14 protein-coding genes and 1 pseudogene are annotated in these 14113 nt (G+C 55.0%); 5 read left to right on the forward strand and 10 right to left on the reverse strand.

The genetic code is table 11. The annotated features are described in order from the left end of the window. Positions 1-874: 874 nt before the first annotated feature. Together I9W95_RS08690 and I9W95_RS08695 are read right to left on the reverse strand one after the other, a co-directional pair. Positions 875-2374, reverse strand: a complete 1500-nt coding sequence (locus I9W95_RS08690) for an aldehyde dehydrogenase (RefSeq protein WP_225673915.1) — start codon at positions 2372-2374, stop codon at positions 875-877. A gap of 76 nt (positions 2375-2450) precedes the next feature. Continuing rightward, on the reverse strand, positions 2451-3488 hold the full coding sequence (locus I9W95_RS08695) for an AraC family transcriptional regulator (RefSeq protein ID WP_225673917.1): 1038 nt from the start codon (positions 3486-3488) through the stop codon (positions 2451-2453). Positions 3489-3578: 90 nt separating this feature from the next. Between I9W95_RS08695 and I9W95_RS08700 the strand changes: the two genes are divergently transcribed. Together I9W95_RS08700 and I9W95_RS08705 are read left to right on the forward strand one after the other, a co-directional pair. Then, positions 3579-4613: a 2Fe-2S iron-sulfur cluster-binding protein gene (locus I9W95_RS08700; protein ID WP_225673919.1), complete on the forward strand. Its 1035-nt coding sequence runs from the start codon at positions 3579-3581 to the stop codon at positions 4611-4613. A gap of 29 nt (positions 4614-4642) precedes the next feature. After that, positions 4643-5800 carry an alkane 1-monooxygenase gene (locus tag I9W95_RS08705; RefSeq protein ID WP_225673921.1) on the forward strand — a complete coding sequence of 386 codons (1158 nt, stop codon included), beginning with the start codon at positions 4643-4645 and terminating at the stop codon, positions 5798-5800. A gap of 10 nt (positions 5801-5810) precedes the next feature. Here I9W95_RS08705 and I9W95_RS08710 read toward each other — a convergent pair whose 3' ends face one another. Beyond that, positions 5811-6137 carry an aldehyde dehydrogenase family protein gene (locus I9W95_RS08710; RefSeq protein ID WP_225673922.1) on the reverse strand — a complete coding sequence of 109 codons (327 nt, stop codon included), beginning with the start codon at positions 6135-6137 and terminating at the stop codon, positions 5811-5813. Positions 6138-6238: 101 nt separating this feature from the next. On the opposite strand from I9W95_RS08710, the gene I9W95_RS08715 reads away from it, so the two are divergent. Further along, a complete protein-coding gene (locus I9W95_RS08715; protein ID WP_225673924.1) occupies positions 6239-6685 on the forward strand; it encodes a glutaredoxin family protein in 447 nt (148 codons plus the stop codon). 63 nt (positions 6686-6748) lie between these two features. Here the strand turns inward: I9W95_RS08715 and ubiB are convergent, their stop codons facing one another. The 3 genes from ubiB to ubiE are packed head-to-tail and all read right to left on the reverse strand — an operon-like array spanning position 6749 to position 9814. Beyond that, entirely contained in the window at positions 6749-8398 is a 1650-nt protein-coding gene (gene ubiB, locus I9W95_RS08720) for a ubiquinone biosynthesis regulatory protein kinase UbiB (protein ID WP_225673927.1), read from the reverse strand. A 7-nt stretch (positions 8399-8405) separates the two neighbouring features. Continuing rightward, positions 8406-9065 (reverse strand): ubiquinone biosynthesis accessory factor UbiJ, encoded by a 660-nt coding sequence (locus I9W95_RS08725; RefSeq protein WP_225673929.1) that lies wholly within the window; start codon positions 9063-9065, stop codon positions 8406-8408. After that, the gene (gene ubiE, locus I9W95_RS08730; RefSeq protein WP_225673932.1) at positions 9065-9814 is read right to left on the reverse strand and encodes a bifunctional demethylmenaquinone methyltransferase/2-methoxy-6-polyprenyl-1,4-benzoquinol methylase UbiE; all 750 of its coding nucleotides are present in this window, start codon (positions 9812-9814) and stop codon (positions 9065-9067) included. Before ubiE ends, I9W95_RS08725 begins: the two co-directional genes overlap by 1 nt. Before the next feature lie 194 nt (positions 9815-10008). Here ubiE and I9W95_RS08735 point away from each other — a divergent pair, with 194 nt between their 5' ends. After that, on the forward strand, positions 10009-10269 hold the full coding sequence (locus tag I9W95_RS08735) for a DUF1145 domain-containing protein (protein ID WP_225673935.1): 261 nt from the start codon (positions 10009-10011) through the stop codon (positions 10267-10269). Between the two features lie 51 nt (positions 10270-10320). On the opposite strand, the gene I9W95_RS08740 is transcribed toward I9W95_RS08735, so the two are convergent. Further along, positions 10321-10485 (reverse strand): hypothetical protein, encoded by a 165-nt coding sequence (locus I9W95_RS08740; protein WP_225673937.1) that lies wholly within the window; start codon positions 10483-10485, stop codon positions 10321-10323. 2 nt (positions 10486-10487) lie between these two features. Continuing rightward, positions 10488-11588 (reverse strand): annotated as a pseudogene (locus I9W95_RS08745) (ammonium transporter); the annotation flags it as partial. Between the two features lie 21 nt (positions 11589-11609). On the opposite strand from I9W95_RS08745, the gene I9W95_RS08750 reads away from it, so the two are divergent. Continuing rightward, a complete protein-coding gene (locus I9W95_RS08750) occupies positions 11610-12041 on the forward strand; it encodes a penicillin acylase family protein (RefSeq protein ID WP_225673939.1) in 432 nt (143 codons plus the stop codon). Between the two features lie 25 nt (positions 12042-12066). Here the strand turns inward: I9W95_RS08750 and I9W95_RS08755 are convergent, their stop codons facing one another. Continuing rightward, positions 12067-12873, reverse strand: a complete 807-nt coding sequence (locus tag I9W95_RS08755) for a nitrate- and nitrite sensing domain-containing protein (RefSeq protein ID WP_225673941.1) — start codon at positions 12871-12873, stop codon at positions 12067-12069. Next, the gene (locus tag I9W95_RS08760) at positions 12870-14030 is read right to left on the reverse strand and encodes a methyl-accepting chemotaxis protein (RefSeq protein WP_225673943.1); all 1161 of its coding nucleotides are present in this window, start codon (positions 14028-14030) and stop codon (positions 12870-12872) included. Before I9W95_RS08760 ends, I9W95_RS08755 begins: the two co-directional genes overlap by 4 nt. Positions 14031-14113 lie beyond the last annotated feature (83 nt).

Genomic DNA, 14113 nt, shown 5'->3' on the forward strand with positions numbered 1-14113 from the left:
GGCCGGGGGCACTTGCCCGAATCCATTCGGCCAGACCACCAAAATCTACGTTCACAGCGGCGCTGTCACAAGCGAAAGGAATGATGCCGAGAAACCTGAGCTTTATATGAATTCGGAGCTTACATGAAATGTGCGATTAGGTAGGAGCGGGCCATGCCCGCGATGGCGAGCGCAGCAAGCCCTTATACAGCCTTACGGTTTTGCACTGATCTTCGCCAATATGCAATTTACGCGGCTAACTGCAGGGTGTCCAATGCCCAAATATACTCAGCCAAGAAAGACCTAGCGGTAACCACTACAATAAGTTCAGAGGATAAGGTTAGAGCAACAGCTAAAGAGGGACTTGTTGTGGGCGCTGGCCTGGGAGGTATGGCTGCAGGAGGATATGTTGCAAGCTTAGCGTGTGGCCCAGGAGCATTTTTTTGTGCGGCAGCATGGACATTTGCAGTTGGTGCAGCTGCGGCTTTTGGAACAGAGGTAGCTTTTGACTATGCGTGGTAATTTAAGTCAGGCGTTGCCGCCATTCGTATTTCTTTCTGTATTTATGGGCGGGCTGGCGTATTTCGGTTTAACCTCATCGGCTATGGCGTTCGGCGTAGTTTTAACGGTATTCATTTGTACCTGTATTGCATGGGGAGTTTACCGTTTGGTGTTTGGCTCCAGATCGAACAAACAATAAATGCTGTTGGCCTCTATGGTGCGCAGTGCGCACCATACGGGCGGGTTTCAGCGTCAGGCGTCAAGCTTCCAGCGTGCTCTGGAGATTATCTGAAGCAGGTCGCGGGCATGGCCCGCTCCTACGGTCTTAAGCTTCCGGCTTCAAGCCTCAAGCGTCCGACATCCGACATCCGACGTCCGACGTCCGACTACAAACTCAAAACTCAATCCACGTCGTCTTCAGTTCGCTGTAGTCATTCAGTGCATGCAGGGATTTATCGCGGCCATTGCCGGATTCGCCAAAGCCGCCGAACGGTACGGTAATGTCGCCGCCGAAGTAGTTATTCACGCCCATGGTGCCGGTGCGTACGCCTTGCGCGACTTTCAGCGCGGTGGATATATCGCGGCTCCATACGCCACCGGCTAAACCGTAGCGTGAGTCGTTGGCGATGCGGATGGCGTCGTCGGCGTCTTTAAAACGAATGGCGGATACCACCGGGCCGAAGATTTCTTCCTGGGCGATGGTCATCTGGTTATCGACATCGGCGAACAGGGTGGCTTCGTGGTAGCTGCCAGACAGTGTGCCGTCTAAGCCGTTAATGGCGTTGCCGCCGGTGGCTAAGCGCGCGCCGCATTGTTGTCCCAGCTGTACGTATTTCTGGATGGTGTTGATCTGGTTCTGGTCGATGATGGCACCCATGCGGGTGGCCGGGTCAAGGGGGTTGCCCGGTTTCCATGCTTTGCTGTGCGCTACGACTTTTTCGATAAATGTGTCGTAGATGCTGTCCTGAATCAGCAGGCGGGTGCCGGCGGTGCAGGTCTGGCCGCAGTTGTAGAAGCCAGCCACGGCAGCCCATTCGGCGGCGGTGTCGAGGTCGGCATCGGCAAAGACGATGTTGGCGCTTTTACCGCCCAGTTCAAGGAAGGTGCGTTTCAGGTTGCTCTGGCCGGCGTACTGCATCAGCAGTTTGCCGACGGCGGTAGAGCCGGTGAAGGTCTGGCCGTCGATATCCGGGTGCAGCGACAGGTGTTTGCCCAGGTTGACGCCATCCCCCGGCAGTACGTTCAGCACGCCATCCGGTAAGCCGGCTTCGCTCGCCAGTTCGGCCAGGCGAATGGCGGTTAATGGTGTTTTCGGGTCGGGCTTGAGTATTACGGAGTTACCTGCTGCCAGTGCCGGAGCCAGTTTCCAGGCGGTGGTGGAGAGCGGGAAGTTCCACGGTACGATGGTGGCAATCACCCCCAGCGGCAGGCGCTGAATTAACGCCAGTGTGTTGTGTGCCGTTGGAGCGATTTCTCCGTATACCTTGTCGATGGCTTCGCCGGTCCAGCGAATGGTGTTCACTGCGCTGGGTACGTCGATATCGTAGGTGTCGCTGATCGGCTTGCCCACATCGAGACATTCCAGTAGCGCCATTTCTTCGCGGTGTTGTTCGATCAACTCGGCCCAGCGCACCAGAATCAGCTTACGCTCGCGCGGCGCCATCTGTGACCAAACGCCGCTGTTAAAGGTCTGGCGGGCAATGGCCACGGCGGCATCGGCATCGGCCTGTTTGCAGTCGGGAATCTGCGCCAGTACCTGTCCGGTCGCCGGGTTGATGCACGGCGTGGTTTCACCGGCCAGTGCCTGCACCGGCTGCCCGTTAACCCAGGCGTGGGCAGGAATACGGGTGGCGGCCGCTTTGGCAGTCCATTCGGCGAGGCTGTACTGGCTCATTGTCAGGTCTCCGGCATATAAGGTTTTGGCTATTGTGCGACTATGGCAGAGGTTTGGGTATATGTCGCGGGGGGTATTAGCGTGTTAGGCGGTGGCTGAGGCCGGCCTGATATTCTGACGGTGGAATGCCTTCCCAGCGCTTAAAGGCCCGGCGGAAATTGGCAATTTCGGTGTAGCCGAGTACGTAGGCAATCTCCTGAATAGAGAGGCGTTTGCTGTCCAGATAGCGCAGCGCGAGTGCATGCCGTACCGAGTCCAGAATGTGTTTGAAGGAGGTGTCTTCGCGCACAAGATGGCGGTGAAGGGTTCTTGGTGTCAGGTGGAGGTGGCGGGCGACCACATCGAGTGACGGAAAGCCGTTATTACTTTTCAGCAGCAGTTTGCGCACGCTGTGGGCCACTCCCTGATCGCTGCTGAGTTTGAGGAGTTCGTCCTGACATATGGCCAGTGCTTCGCGGTAACTGCTGGCATTGGCCATTTTGAGTGGTTGATCCAGCCGTTCACCGCGCAGGCGGAATCCACACCAGTCCTGATTGTATTGGACCGGGCAGTGAAAAATATCGCTGGCAAACTTTTCGTCGCCACCGAACGGAAACGCAACACTGTGAATGCCAGGATTACCCAATGTCGAAAAATCCAAGAGGTTGCGTACCGCCAGTACCACAGCTTCTGATGCCGGAACGCGAATGCCTTCAAGCGGCCGGTTGTCGTGGAAGCGCAGCAGCAGATCATCGCCATGGGGGGCGATGGATAGGGTAAAGAGGTCGGTGCGCAGCGCCAGATACTGCTCCATGAGCGCAGCAAGTTCGCGTAATGAGGTGCAGGTCAGTGCGGCATAGCCCAACGGGCCGTGGGTGTTGATCAGCAGCCGCTCGCCCAGCAGCAAGCCGAATGAGGCGTCGGAAAAAAGCCTGTCTGCGGTGAGCATAAGCTGCTGAAAACTGCGCCAGGCCATGCTGATATGGCTGTCCTGCAGTGTCGAAGGGTCGAGCTGTAATTCCCGGCAAAGCGGTATCGTTGCGGCACCACGGCTGGCGAGCAATTCGAATATCTGGGCAACATAGTGCCCGGGCAGGCTGATGGACGGTTCGCTGTTCATACTGGCAAGTGTCAATAAATGACCCCTTATTGTCAATTAATGATCCCAGCCTGATTGAGCCTGAGTCTTATAGTGGTTGCACAACAATAAGACTGAGAGGGGCTTATGTTTTCACTCTTTAAGAAGCGCAGCGCGCAAACTTTCCATGCGACGATTAACCGTCAGCCGGTGAATGTTAATAGCGGGGAAACCCTGCTGGGGGCGGCGTTGCGCGCGCACATCGACTTTCCCCACAGTTGCCGCGTCGGCGGTTGTGCGGCCTGTAAGTGCCGCCTGGTCAGCGGCAAGGTAAAGGAGCTGACCGATAACAGCTATATCCTGAGCGACAGCGAACTGGATCAGGGCATGATTCTCGCCTGCCAGGCGGTACCACAGAGCGATCTGGTCATTGAGGTGGATATGACCGCTCAGCGCCAGCGTCAGACGCTGGAGGGACGTATCGTCGGACAGGAAACACTGACTCACGACATTACCCGTCTGACGGTACAGACGAATGCCGCTTTACCGTTTAAAGCCGGTCAGTATGCCAATCTGGAACTGGACACCCTGCCGGGTGTTAAGCGCAGTTATTCGTTTGCTACCGCGCCTTCACCCGATGGCTCGCTGGCGTTTTTTGTACGCAAAGTGCCGGGCGGTCAATTCTCTTCCGCAGTGAATGATTCCTTTCTGAACGGACAACGCATCCGTATTGATGGGCCTCTGGGCGATTTTTATCTCAGGCCTTCGGATTCACCGCTGCTGTTTATTGCCGGCGGCAGCGGCCTGGCACCGGTGATGGCCATTCTTGAGCAGGCTTTAGCGCAGAAGGTCAGGCGGCCGGTGCGCTTATTGTTTGGTGCCCGTACTCAAAAAGATGTGTATGCCCTTAAAGAAATTGAATACATCAAAGCGCATTGGCCGGTGTCGTTTGATTTCAATATCGCTTTGTCTGAAGAGCCTGTGGGCAGTGAGTGGTTTGGGTTTCGTGGCTTCGTTACAGAGCTTTTGCCTCTGGTAGTTACTGAGCCGTTTGAGGCCTACCTGTGCGGCCCGCCTGCCATGATTGATTCGGCAGAATCTGCACTGAAAAAAGCAGGAATACGCAGTGATCATATTTTCTGTGATCGCTTTGTTACTCAGTCGGATAACGTTCCGGCATAACCTTTAATAATTATAAAAGGTCGTTAGCTATGATATTTCATTATCTGAAGTACTTTCTTTTTCATGTCGTTGGTATTGCCGCATTTGCCGCATTCGTCGGCGGTGGCGAGTGGATCACAGCAGGTCTGGTTGGCATTCTTGCCTTTTATATCGTGGGCGATGCGATTTCCGGTGATGACACCAGTACGCCGGAATTTGGTCACCCAGGCATTCTGACTGCGCAGTTATGGATGGCGTTGCCTCTGCTGACCGCGATTGTATTCGCCTCTGTATGGAGTGTATGCGATACCGATGTGCTGGGCTTTGGTGCGCAGATTCAGGCACTGACCGGATACGATGCAGTGTCGGCGCGTGACAACGCAAATCCGTGGCACCATGTGTCTGGTTTTTTTCTCACCTTTCTGATGATTGGTATTGTCGGCACAATTACGGCCCATGAGTTAACGCACCGTACCTGGGACCCGGTTTCCATGATGGTTGGTCGCTGGTTGCTGGCGTTCAGTTTTGATACCGGTTTTTCCATTGAGCATGTGTATGGCCATCATCGTTACGTTTCCACTACTGAAGATCCGGCCACTGCGCCTCGTGGCCGCAATGTGTATTTTCATATGATTGCGTCAACCATTAAGGGAAATATCAGCGCCTGGAAAATTGAACAGAGGCGCCTCAAGCGTGCAGGTAAAGGTGTGTTTTCTCTGGCTAATGTTTACCTGCGCGGTCAATTGCTGAGTCTGGCTTTAATTGCGGCAGCCTGGGCCATGGGGGGCTGGCAGGCGACACTGTATTTTGTGGTTTGTGCTGTTGCTGCCAAGTTCCTGTTGGAGCTGGTGAATTACATGGAGCACTACGGCATGGTACGTAACCCTCAGCTGCCCGTTCAGCCACGCCATTCATGGAACACCAACAAACGCATCAGTTCCTGGTCAATGTTTAACCTGACCCGCCATTCCCATCATCATGCCCAGGGTGAAGTACCCTATCAGGACCTCAAGCCGTTTCCTGATGCGCCGATGATGATTGGTGGATATCTGGCAACGATGATCGTAGCGGCCATTCCACCCCTTTGGCACAAGCTGATGACGCCTAAGGTGCTGGAGTGGGACGAGAAATATGCGTCTGAAGAGGAAAAAATTCTGGCACAGCAAGCTAATGCGAAAAGCGGTATCGCGGGGCTTCAGCGGGGCTGAAAAGCCAGAGTTAAAAAAGCCGGCAGCGTTTGCTGGCTTTTTTTATGGGCTGCTGTTTGTGACTGAGCATCACATGACGCACCACCGAATAATTCTTCAGCGAATAGTGCGATAAATCTTTGCCGTAGCCCTGGGGGCGCGGGTTGCCCTGCCACAACGGCGAAGCCAGGTCGTATTGTGAATCGTTGGCTCGGTCGATGACCTGCTCTGTACCGTCGCAACGGGTAACAGATAGCTCCGGGCCGAACACTCCTTTCTGCGCAATGTCGTGGTCGTGGTGCGCACCAGCAATGAAGATGGCTCGTAATAATATCCGGGGCCTGTGGGAATGTTGCACCGGTAATGCGTCTGCTGTTGAGGCTCTGTACGCACTATGCCATTGGCTGATCAGGCAATAGCCGTTATCCTCAGTGTTCCTGCTACAGAGGCCTTCACGGAATGAAACACCTTCTGCTCGCTGTGCTCGTTGCGCTGTGTACCCCGGCATACGCCGAAATCTATAAATGGGTCGATGCCGATGGCCGCACCCATTTCGGCGACAAGCCGCCCAAAGATCAGACCTCAGAAGAAATCGAAGTCACGGTGAATACCTACACCAGTGTTTCTTACGATATGTCGGCGTTCGATACTCTGGGCGCTCTGGTTATTTACACCCGTGACGAGTGCAAATACTGCAATCAGGCGAAGGACTTTATGCGCAGCAAGGGCATTGCCTTTGATGAACGCAATTTAGATCACAGCCGCACGGCGCGCATACAGTATAAACGCCTTAAGGCCACCGGTGTGCCGGTGTTCCTGAAAGGAACCCAGCGCATGAATGGCTATCGCGAAGAAAGGCTGGTGAGTTTTATTGAAGAAAACAGCCAGAAGGCTGCAGGGAAATAAGCTCCCTGGGGATGGGCGTTTTCAGCTTCAGGCTTCAGGCGTCGGACGTCGGACCTCAGCCCCTTACCTCAACACCAACAGCAGCACACCAACACCCGACAGGCTAAGGCCAAGCAGTTCCGGCACGCCGAGGGCAAAGGCCTGCCACCAGACAAACAGGCCGCTGCCAATGGCGAGGGTGCCAAGGGATTGCTGACGGCGCTGGGCACGTTGTTCGGCCAGTTCTTCACGCAGGGCGATGATTTCCTGCTGCAGGCTTTGCTGGGTGTCGTCCAGATGGTTGAGGCGGGTTAATGCGCCGTGTACCAGCCCTGGCATTTGCGGAGCTTTTTCCAGCCAGCCTGGCAGCTGGCGTTTTAATTCTTTAAACGCGGCTTTCGGTCCGAAGCGTTCACGCATCCAGCGTTCGAGGAATGGCTTGGCGGTTGCCCACAGGTCGAGCTGCGGATACAGCTGGCGGCCAAGACCTTCAATATTGAGCAGGGTTTTCTGCAGCAGTACCAGCTGCGGCTGCACTTCCATATTGAAGCGGCGCGCGGTGCTGAACAGCTGAATCAGTACCTGACCAAAGGAAATCTCGGCCAGCGGTTTTTCGAAAATCGGTTCCAGAACGGCGCGAATGGCGGAGGCCAGTTCGTGCACTTTGGTGCTGGCCGGTACCCAGCCGGAATCGACGTGCAGCTGCGCAACCTGATGGTAATCCTGATTGAAGAAGGCGAGCATGTTCATCGCCAGGTAGGTCTGATCTTCTTCGGTCAGGCTGCCGACAATGCCACAGTCGATAGCAATGTATTGCGGCTTTTGCGGGTTATTACGCGATACAAAAATATTGCCCGGGTGCATATCGGCGTGGAAGAAACTGTCGCGGAATACCTGGGTGAAAAAGATTTCCACACCGCGCTCGGCCAGTTCTTTCATGTTGGTGTTCTGCGCGTACAGCTGCTCAACATCGGCCACCGGAATGCCGTAAATGCGTTCGCTGACCATCACCTTAGTGCGGGTATATTCCCAGTACACTTCCGGCACATACAGCAGGTCGGAGCCGTTAAAGTTGCGACGCAGCTGAGTGGCGTTGGAGGCTTCTACCTGTAAATTCAGTTCGCCATAAATGGTATGACGGTAGTCTTCCACCACTTCCAGTGGCTTCAGACGGCGGCCTTCGTCAGAGTATTTCACCAGCAGGCGGGCCATGGTTTCCAGCAGCTGCAGGTCGCGTTCGATGACGTTTTCGATGCCAGGGCGTACGACTTTAACCACTACTTCTTTGCCCGGCTGGTCGCCTTCGGCAAATAAGCGTGCGGTGTGAACCTGAGCAATGGAGGCAGAGGCCAGTGGCTCGACCGAAAATTCAGCAAACAGTTCGGCCACAGTTTTGCCCAGCTGTTCTTCAATCAGGGCGATGGCCTGTTTGCTCGGGAATGGCGGTACGTCGTCCTGCAGGCGTTTCAGTTCGCGGGCGATATCTTCCGGCACCAGATCCGGGCGGGTAGAAAGTATCTGTCCGAACTTAATAAAAATCGGGCCCAGTGCTTCCAGTGCCAGACGCAGGCGCTCGCCACGATTGAGGCGTGATGGCACCGGGTTTAACCGCCATGGCGCCAGCCACAGCAGAATGCGCAGGCTCAGCGGCAGTTGCTCTACTGGCACCAGGCTGTCGAGACGGTAGCGGGTAAATACGAAGAGAATCTTCCACAGACGCCAGAGGTTTGCCACGGCTCGTTTATTCCTTGCTGGTTGGTGCAGACTGCTGCAGTCGTTCGATGCGGGCGGCCAGACGGTCGGTGGCCAGTTTCAGGTCGTCGACGTCGTCGGCAAATTGCGCGATCAGTGGCTTAGGGGTAACCAGCTGCGCTTCGTCTTCGAGGTAATCCTTGACTGCAACACGGTAGGTGGCTGCGGTGCTTTTGCCCCACTTGAGCAGGCCGCGCAGGCCTTTGCCCAGCTGATGCGCCAGCAGGCTGCCGGTGGCCGGTTCAATCACGGCTTCCCAGTCGATATCCAGCTGTTGCGCCACGCGGGTCAGACCGATGGCAAACTCGCTGTCGCCATCCATGTCGATGGCTGAGTTAATCAGGGTGTTGGCTTTGTCGTCGGCTCTGGCCAGGGCGAGGAAGTCGCTCAGCGAGCCAGACAATGTGGCGTCGGCGCTTGCTTCTGCGCTGGTTTCTTCATAGTTGTTGCCAGCGCTTAAGCTGATGCCGTTATCCAGCACACGCACGCGCACTGGAATAGCGCCATCAATCACGATGGCCAGCAGGCGTCCCTGCGAACGGCCAAGCTGGCGCAGCGCTACCGGGTCGTAGCGCAGTACATGGTTAATGGCGGCTTCTGCCGGAATGCAGAATGCCTGCAGCAGTTCCGCGGGCAGGTGCGCCAGCATCAGGGCTTAATACCACGGTGAAGGGCAACAACGCCGCTGGTCATGTTGTGGTAGGTGCAGCGCACCAGACCTGCGTCTTCCATCATGCCTTTCAGGGTTTCCTGATCCGGGTGCATACGGATGGATTCGGCCAGATACTTATAGCTTTCGGCATCGTTGGTCACCAGCTTGCCCATAAATGGCAGTGCCGAGAAAGAGTAGATGTCGTAGGCCTTGCTCATCAGCGGGTTGGTTGGCTTGGAGAATTCCAGCACCAGCAGACGGCCGCCCGGCTTAAGTACGCGTGTCATCGAACGCAGTGCGGCGTCTTTGTCGGTGACGTTACGCAGACCGAAGGCGATGGTAATGACGTCGAAGGTGTTGTCTTCAAACGGCAGACACTCGGCGTTGGCCTGAACGTACTCGATGTTACCCACATAGCCCTGATCGGTCAGACGATCGCGACCGACATTGAGCATTGATGAGTTAATGTCAGCCAGTACCACTTTGCCGTTCGGGCCGACAATTTTAGAGAACTTACGGGTCAGGTCACCGGTACCGCCAGCCAGGTCGAGTACGGTGTTGCCCGGACGCACGCCACTCATATCAATGGTGATGCGCTTCCACAGGCGGTGTACGCCGAACGACATCAGGTCGTTCATCAGGTCGTACTTGGCAGCAACTGAGTGAAACACGTCAGCAACCATGCCCTGTTTATCGTCAGTGGCGACGGTTTTGTAGCCGAAGTGAGTGGTGTTATCACCGGACATAGGGAGCTTCTCCGCACTGGACCAAAATTCGGGCGACTATTTTAGCGGTCATGGGCGGGAAAGTCTTGCGCTGGTACAGTTTTTAGCCGACCTTCTGCGCCGCCGGTTGGCGCCAGCGAACCTGTACGGCAGCCCGCCTGGCAGGCAGTCTGCGGGCTGACCATGCGCAACACTCAGGCACAAAGGAAAATAACATGATCATGCTGAACAAAATTGCGACGTTAATCTTCTGGGTTCTGGTGGTACTGGCCTGGGCCTTCGACTGGCCGGGTGTACTGGGATGGCTGCCGGAATGTGGTGTGGCGGTTGCTGCGGTGCACGTACTGGAAGTGGTGTATTTCTGGTTTGCTTTCCGCCAGCGTAGTACCGCGGTGCTGAACGACGTCGCACTGATTATGGTGTTTGGCATTTTCCACCTGCGTCGTTTTATCGACGGCGAAGTCCAGCAGAGTTAAGTTCAGGTGATTCGCTGCAGACCGGCCACCGACCAGTCTGCAGCGTGATGATCATTTCAGATCATCAAACGCATCGTCTTCATGTTTCTTAATAGAGACAATCAGACCCGTAACGATGGCGGCACAGCCCAGCGCGAACAGGGCCAGCATCATCGGACTGTCGGCGAAAGAGAAATACGCCGTTACGTTTTCCCAACTGCTGATAGATGTTCCCATAATCAGGCTCCTTGTGGTTCTGTGTTAGCAAGTTTGTTCGGTACTTCGGATGGCACCATGGCAGGTACGTTAGCTTCCGGGTATGGCTTGGCAATGATTTCAACTTCATCAATACCCAGCTCTTCAGCTTGTTCCGGTACACGCAGCATGTTGGCTTTTTTCAGTGCCCAGGAAATCGCATAGCCTGGCAGGAAACCGGTAACGGCCATGACCACTGCACCGATCAGCTGACCAACAAAGCTGATGGCCGGAACGTCTTCGCCTACGTTCGGGGTACCGCCCATAAATACACCCACCAGAATTACCGCTACGAAACCGGTGAAACCGTGTACCGCAACAGCACCGACGGCATCGTCGATACCCAGATTTTCCAGGAATTTAGCGAATTTAACAGCCACCACGCCCATGCAGGTCGCGATAATAAAGGCCAGTCCCGGATCGTACATATCCAGCGCTGCAGCAACTGAAATAATGCCGACCAGACCACCGGACATAGTCCAGAACGGATCACGGGAAGCGATATAACAACCGATCACGCCGCCAGCGAAACCCATCAGAGTATTGAAGGCAAATGCCGACAGGTTGGTTGGGTTGTTGTAAATCGTGGTCCAGCCAGTTTCACCGCCATTGAAAATAATGCAGCCGCCGAGGAAACCAAAGAAGCCGAAGATAATCATCATCAGGCCGATCAGGGTCATTGGCAGACTGTGCGGTGCAATGGTCTGGGCGATGCCGTCGATAAATTTACCCTTGCGCGCGCCCAGATTAATCAGCACACCGAGCGTAAAGAAACCCGCCACCGCGTGTACCACGCCGGAAGCGCCGACATCGTGATAGCCCAGTTCGGTGAGCAACCAGCCATCCGGGTGCCAGCCCCAGGCGCCGGCCAGAATCCACACCACTGAGCCGAGGAAAACGGTCAGAATCAGGAACGCCGATACCAGAATACGCTCAATAACTGCGCCGGATAAAATTGAGCCTGTGGTGGCACCAAACAGTGCAAATGCCGCCCAGAAAATACCCGTGCCCATATCACTGACATCCGGTCCCATGCTGGTGGACCATGGCTGTGCTGCAGAAGCTTCCTGAGGGATCAGGCCGCCGGTATTGCACTGGATGCACCGTTGTCCGACATTCAGTACGTGATTAAAGCCGAGGGGCATGCGCCGATTGCGATCAGCGGCGGTAACTCGTATGAGGGTGTGTTTAACATGGCGGAGAGTAAGGTGCCGTCGCGTTCAACCTCCGAGCTGGCAACCAATGTGGTGGGCAGCGCGCGCAGTGATTCTCCGCTGACGGATTATGACGAAGACGGAAGCGGTAGCAGCGCCGCCTATCGTATTAATTACGGCTCCAGCTTTATGATGGCGCTGAAATTTGACGACAATGGCCCGCAGGCGAATATGTTCCTGAGCTATGGCCAGTCGCACGATCCGCAGTCTGAGTTCTTCAAAGACCAGACGCGCAACTACAGCGAGCTGCAGTGGCGTCCGATGCTGTTCAGTGCTGAAGACATCAGCGCCCAGGCGGTTGAAACGCTGGAACTCAGGGACTGAGCCAGCGTTGTTGAAGCAGCAGCACTCAGTGCACACGGAGCTGCTGCTTCAATCCTTCCAGCCCCTCGTCGATGCGCCGGAAAAAAGGCTCCATGGCCTGAGTACTGAGATCGAAATATTCACGCGCACTCATGCGTTGACCATCCTGCAGTATTTGCTGATCTATTACCTGCATCAGTTCCAGCAGCTTTTTATCGGCGCTGCCATTATCGGTAATAAATTCTTCCAGTCGTGACCGCACAAAACGCATACGGATTTTATGCACGCTGTCAGCTGAGCCGGATGCCATAATGCCTGACCCCAGTACCCGTGCCTGACCAATCAGTTCGGCGGCTCGTGGCAGGTCGCGCCAGATATATTCCAGTGATGGCTGACAGTTACCATTCAGGCAGGCGCTTTCAGCCACATCTTCCAGCAGATAAAGCAGTACTGAAATGATCTGATTGTGCTGTGCCAGATTATTTTCGGCATCAATATGCAGGTTATTTTTCTGCAGGCGTTGCCAGTGATCGAGAAAAGCCAGCCAGTGATCTTTCTGACGTCCTGCCTCGCCTAGTTTATTCAGGTTTCGGATGCATTCTTCGATCGGCCGCTCTATGTCCGGAATCACTTTTCTTAATTCGTTATCGCCATTAATGGCGCCATAGCTGCTGCCACGATGACGCTGCGTCAGTAGCAGCAGTTTTTTCAGCTCCACCAGATAACCGACTCCGGCCTGCTGTCTTTGCAGTACATAACGCTGATGCAAGGTGCGGATAATCAGAATGAAAGCGATGCCTGTCAGCGGGAAAAGCACAGACATCCAGAAAACCAATGCGTTGTCGGTCGTCATAAGGTTTTTCCTCCATCGCGACGGGTAAGGCCTGCCATGTGCAGAGCAATTTTTGCCGTCTGCATTGCCTGCTCGCTGTTACGGGTTGCGGCCAGGTGAACTTCTTCAATACGGCGGGACACTTCGGTGGTTGCCTGGCTTTGTTGTTCCGTGTTGCTGGACACCGAGTACATATGATTTTTCAGTGACTCAGTCTGTTGCTGAATATCTCCCAGTGCCTGCTGTACTTTTTCGGTCAGATTTACGCTGCGGCTGGTCATCTCGCGCATATTGGCAATGTGTCCGGCAGAACGATTAATTTCACCGGATATCTGTTCCACCTGACGCGAAATTTCATCGGCCGATTCGTGGCTGCGCTGCGCAAGGGTGCGTACCTCATCGGCAACAACAGAAAATCCGCGACCATGCTCGCCGGCTCGCGCTGCTTCAATCGCAGCATTTAACGCCAGTAAATTGGTTTGCTCGGAAATCGCACGGATCAGGTCGGTAATATTATGAATATGCTTCGATTGCTCACTGAGGCTGACCATAGCCTCGGCACTGGTGGCAGCGGTACTGTCGATTCGACGGATATCTTCGGCGGCTTCTGAAACGGCAGAGCCACCCTGTTGTGCGTACTGGTTGGCATCGTCAGCCATGCTGGCCGCTTCGCGTACCAGACCGGCGATGTTTTCCACGCCCTGACTCATTTCAACAATGGCAGCGGCGCCGGATTCCATTGCCCGGGATTGTTGCCCTGTGTTGTCGGCCAGTTTGTCAGCGCTGTTCTGCAACTCGCGTGCGGAAAATGAAATTTCATCCAGACGATCAGAGTACTGCTGCTGTGCCCGTTCAATTTCACACAGCACTATCTGCAGTTTCTTCACCAGTGGCGTCAGCAACACGGCATCGATCAGCAGATGTTTGTGTTCAACCGAGGCGGGGTCAATGCTGCTCAATCCCTGATTCAGTTGCTCAATATCGTTGCGCAGGCTGAGCAGAAAACCGCAGGCAAGATAGGCCGAGCACAGTAATGGCACGGCGATAAAGTGGGCGATGGCGGGGATCATCGTCATGATGGCGCAGAGGCTCAGCAGCACAACACATAAGCGTGTGCTGGCATTCAGCCCGAGATTGGCGGCCAGTGAGCGAGCCGGTGCGAATAGCAGATAAAACATAAATCCTCATTACCTGATCGCAGAGCATGCGACCTTTGTCTGAACCAATGAATTCAGTGTAATCAGGATTTTGTTGTGTGCTG

The sequence above is a fragment of the Thalassolituus marinus genome (assembly GCF_020320395.1).
GTDB classification, from domain to species: Bacteria; Pseudomonadota; Gammaproteobacteria; order Pseudomonadales; family Oceanobacteraceae; genus Venatoribacter; species Venatoribacter marinus.

Excerpts from the sequence above, each read along its gene's own strand:
- I9W95_RS08690 (WP_225673915.1), bottom strand. The coding sequence starts at position 2,374 with ATGAGCCAGTACAGCCTCGCCGAATGGACTGCCAAAGCGGCCGCCACC.
- I9W95_RS08700 (WP_225673919.1), top strand. The coding sequence starts at position 3,579 with ATGTTTTCACTCTTTAAGAAGCGCAGCGCGCAAACTTTCCATGCGACG.
- I9W95_RS08705 (WP_225673921.1), top strand. The coding sequence starts at position 4,643 with ATGATATTTCATTATCTGAAGTACTTTCTTTTTCATGTCGTTGGTATT.
- I9W95_RS08715 (WP_225673924.1), top strand. The coding sequence starts at position 6,239 with ATGAAACACCTTCTGCTCGCTGTGCTCGTTGCGCTGTGTACCCCGGCA.
- I9W95_RS08725 (WP_225673929.1), bottom strand. The coding sequence starts at position 9,065 with ATGCTGGCGCACCTGCCCGCGGAACTGCTGCAGGCATTCTGCATTCCG.
- ubiE (WP_225673932.1), bottom strand. The coding sequence starts at position 9,814 with ATGTCCGGTGATAACACCACTCACTTCGGCTACAAAACCGTCGCCACT.
- I9W95_RS08735 (WP_225673935.1), top strand. The coding sequence starts at position 10,009 with ATGATCATGCTGAACAAAATTGCGACGTTAATCTTCTGGGTTCTGGTG.
- I9W95_RS08740 (WP_225673937.1), bottom strand. The coding sequence starts at position 10,485 with ATGGGAACATCTATCAGCAGTTGGGAAAACGTAACGGCGTATTTCTCT.
- I9W95_RS08755 (WP_225673941.1), bottom strand. The coding sequence starts at position 12,873 with ATGACGACCGACAACGCATTGGTTTTCTGGATGTCTGTGCTTTTCCCG.
- I9W95_RS08760 (WP_225673943.1), bottom strand. The coding sequence starts at position 14,030 with ATGTTTTATCTGCTATTCGCACCGGCTCGCTCACTGGCCGCCAATCTC.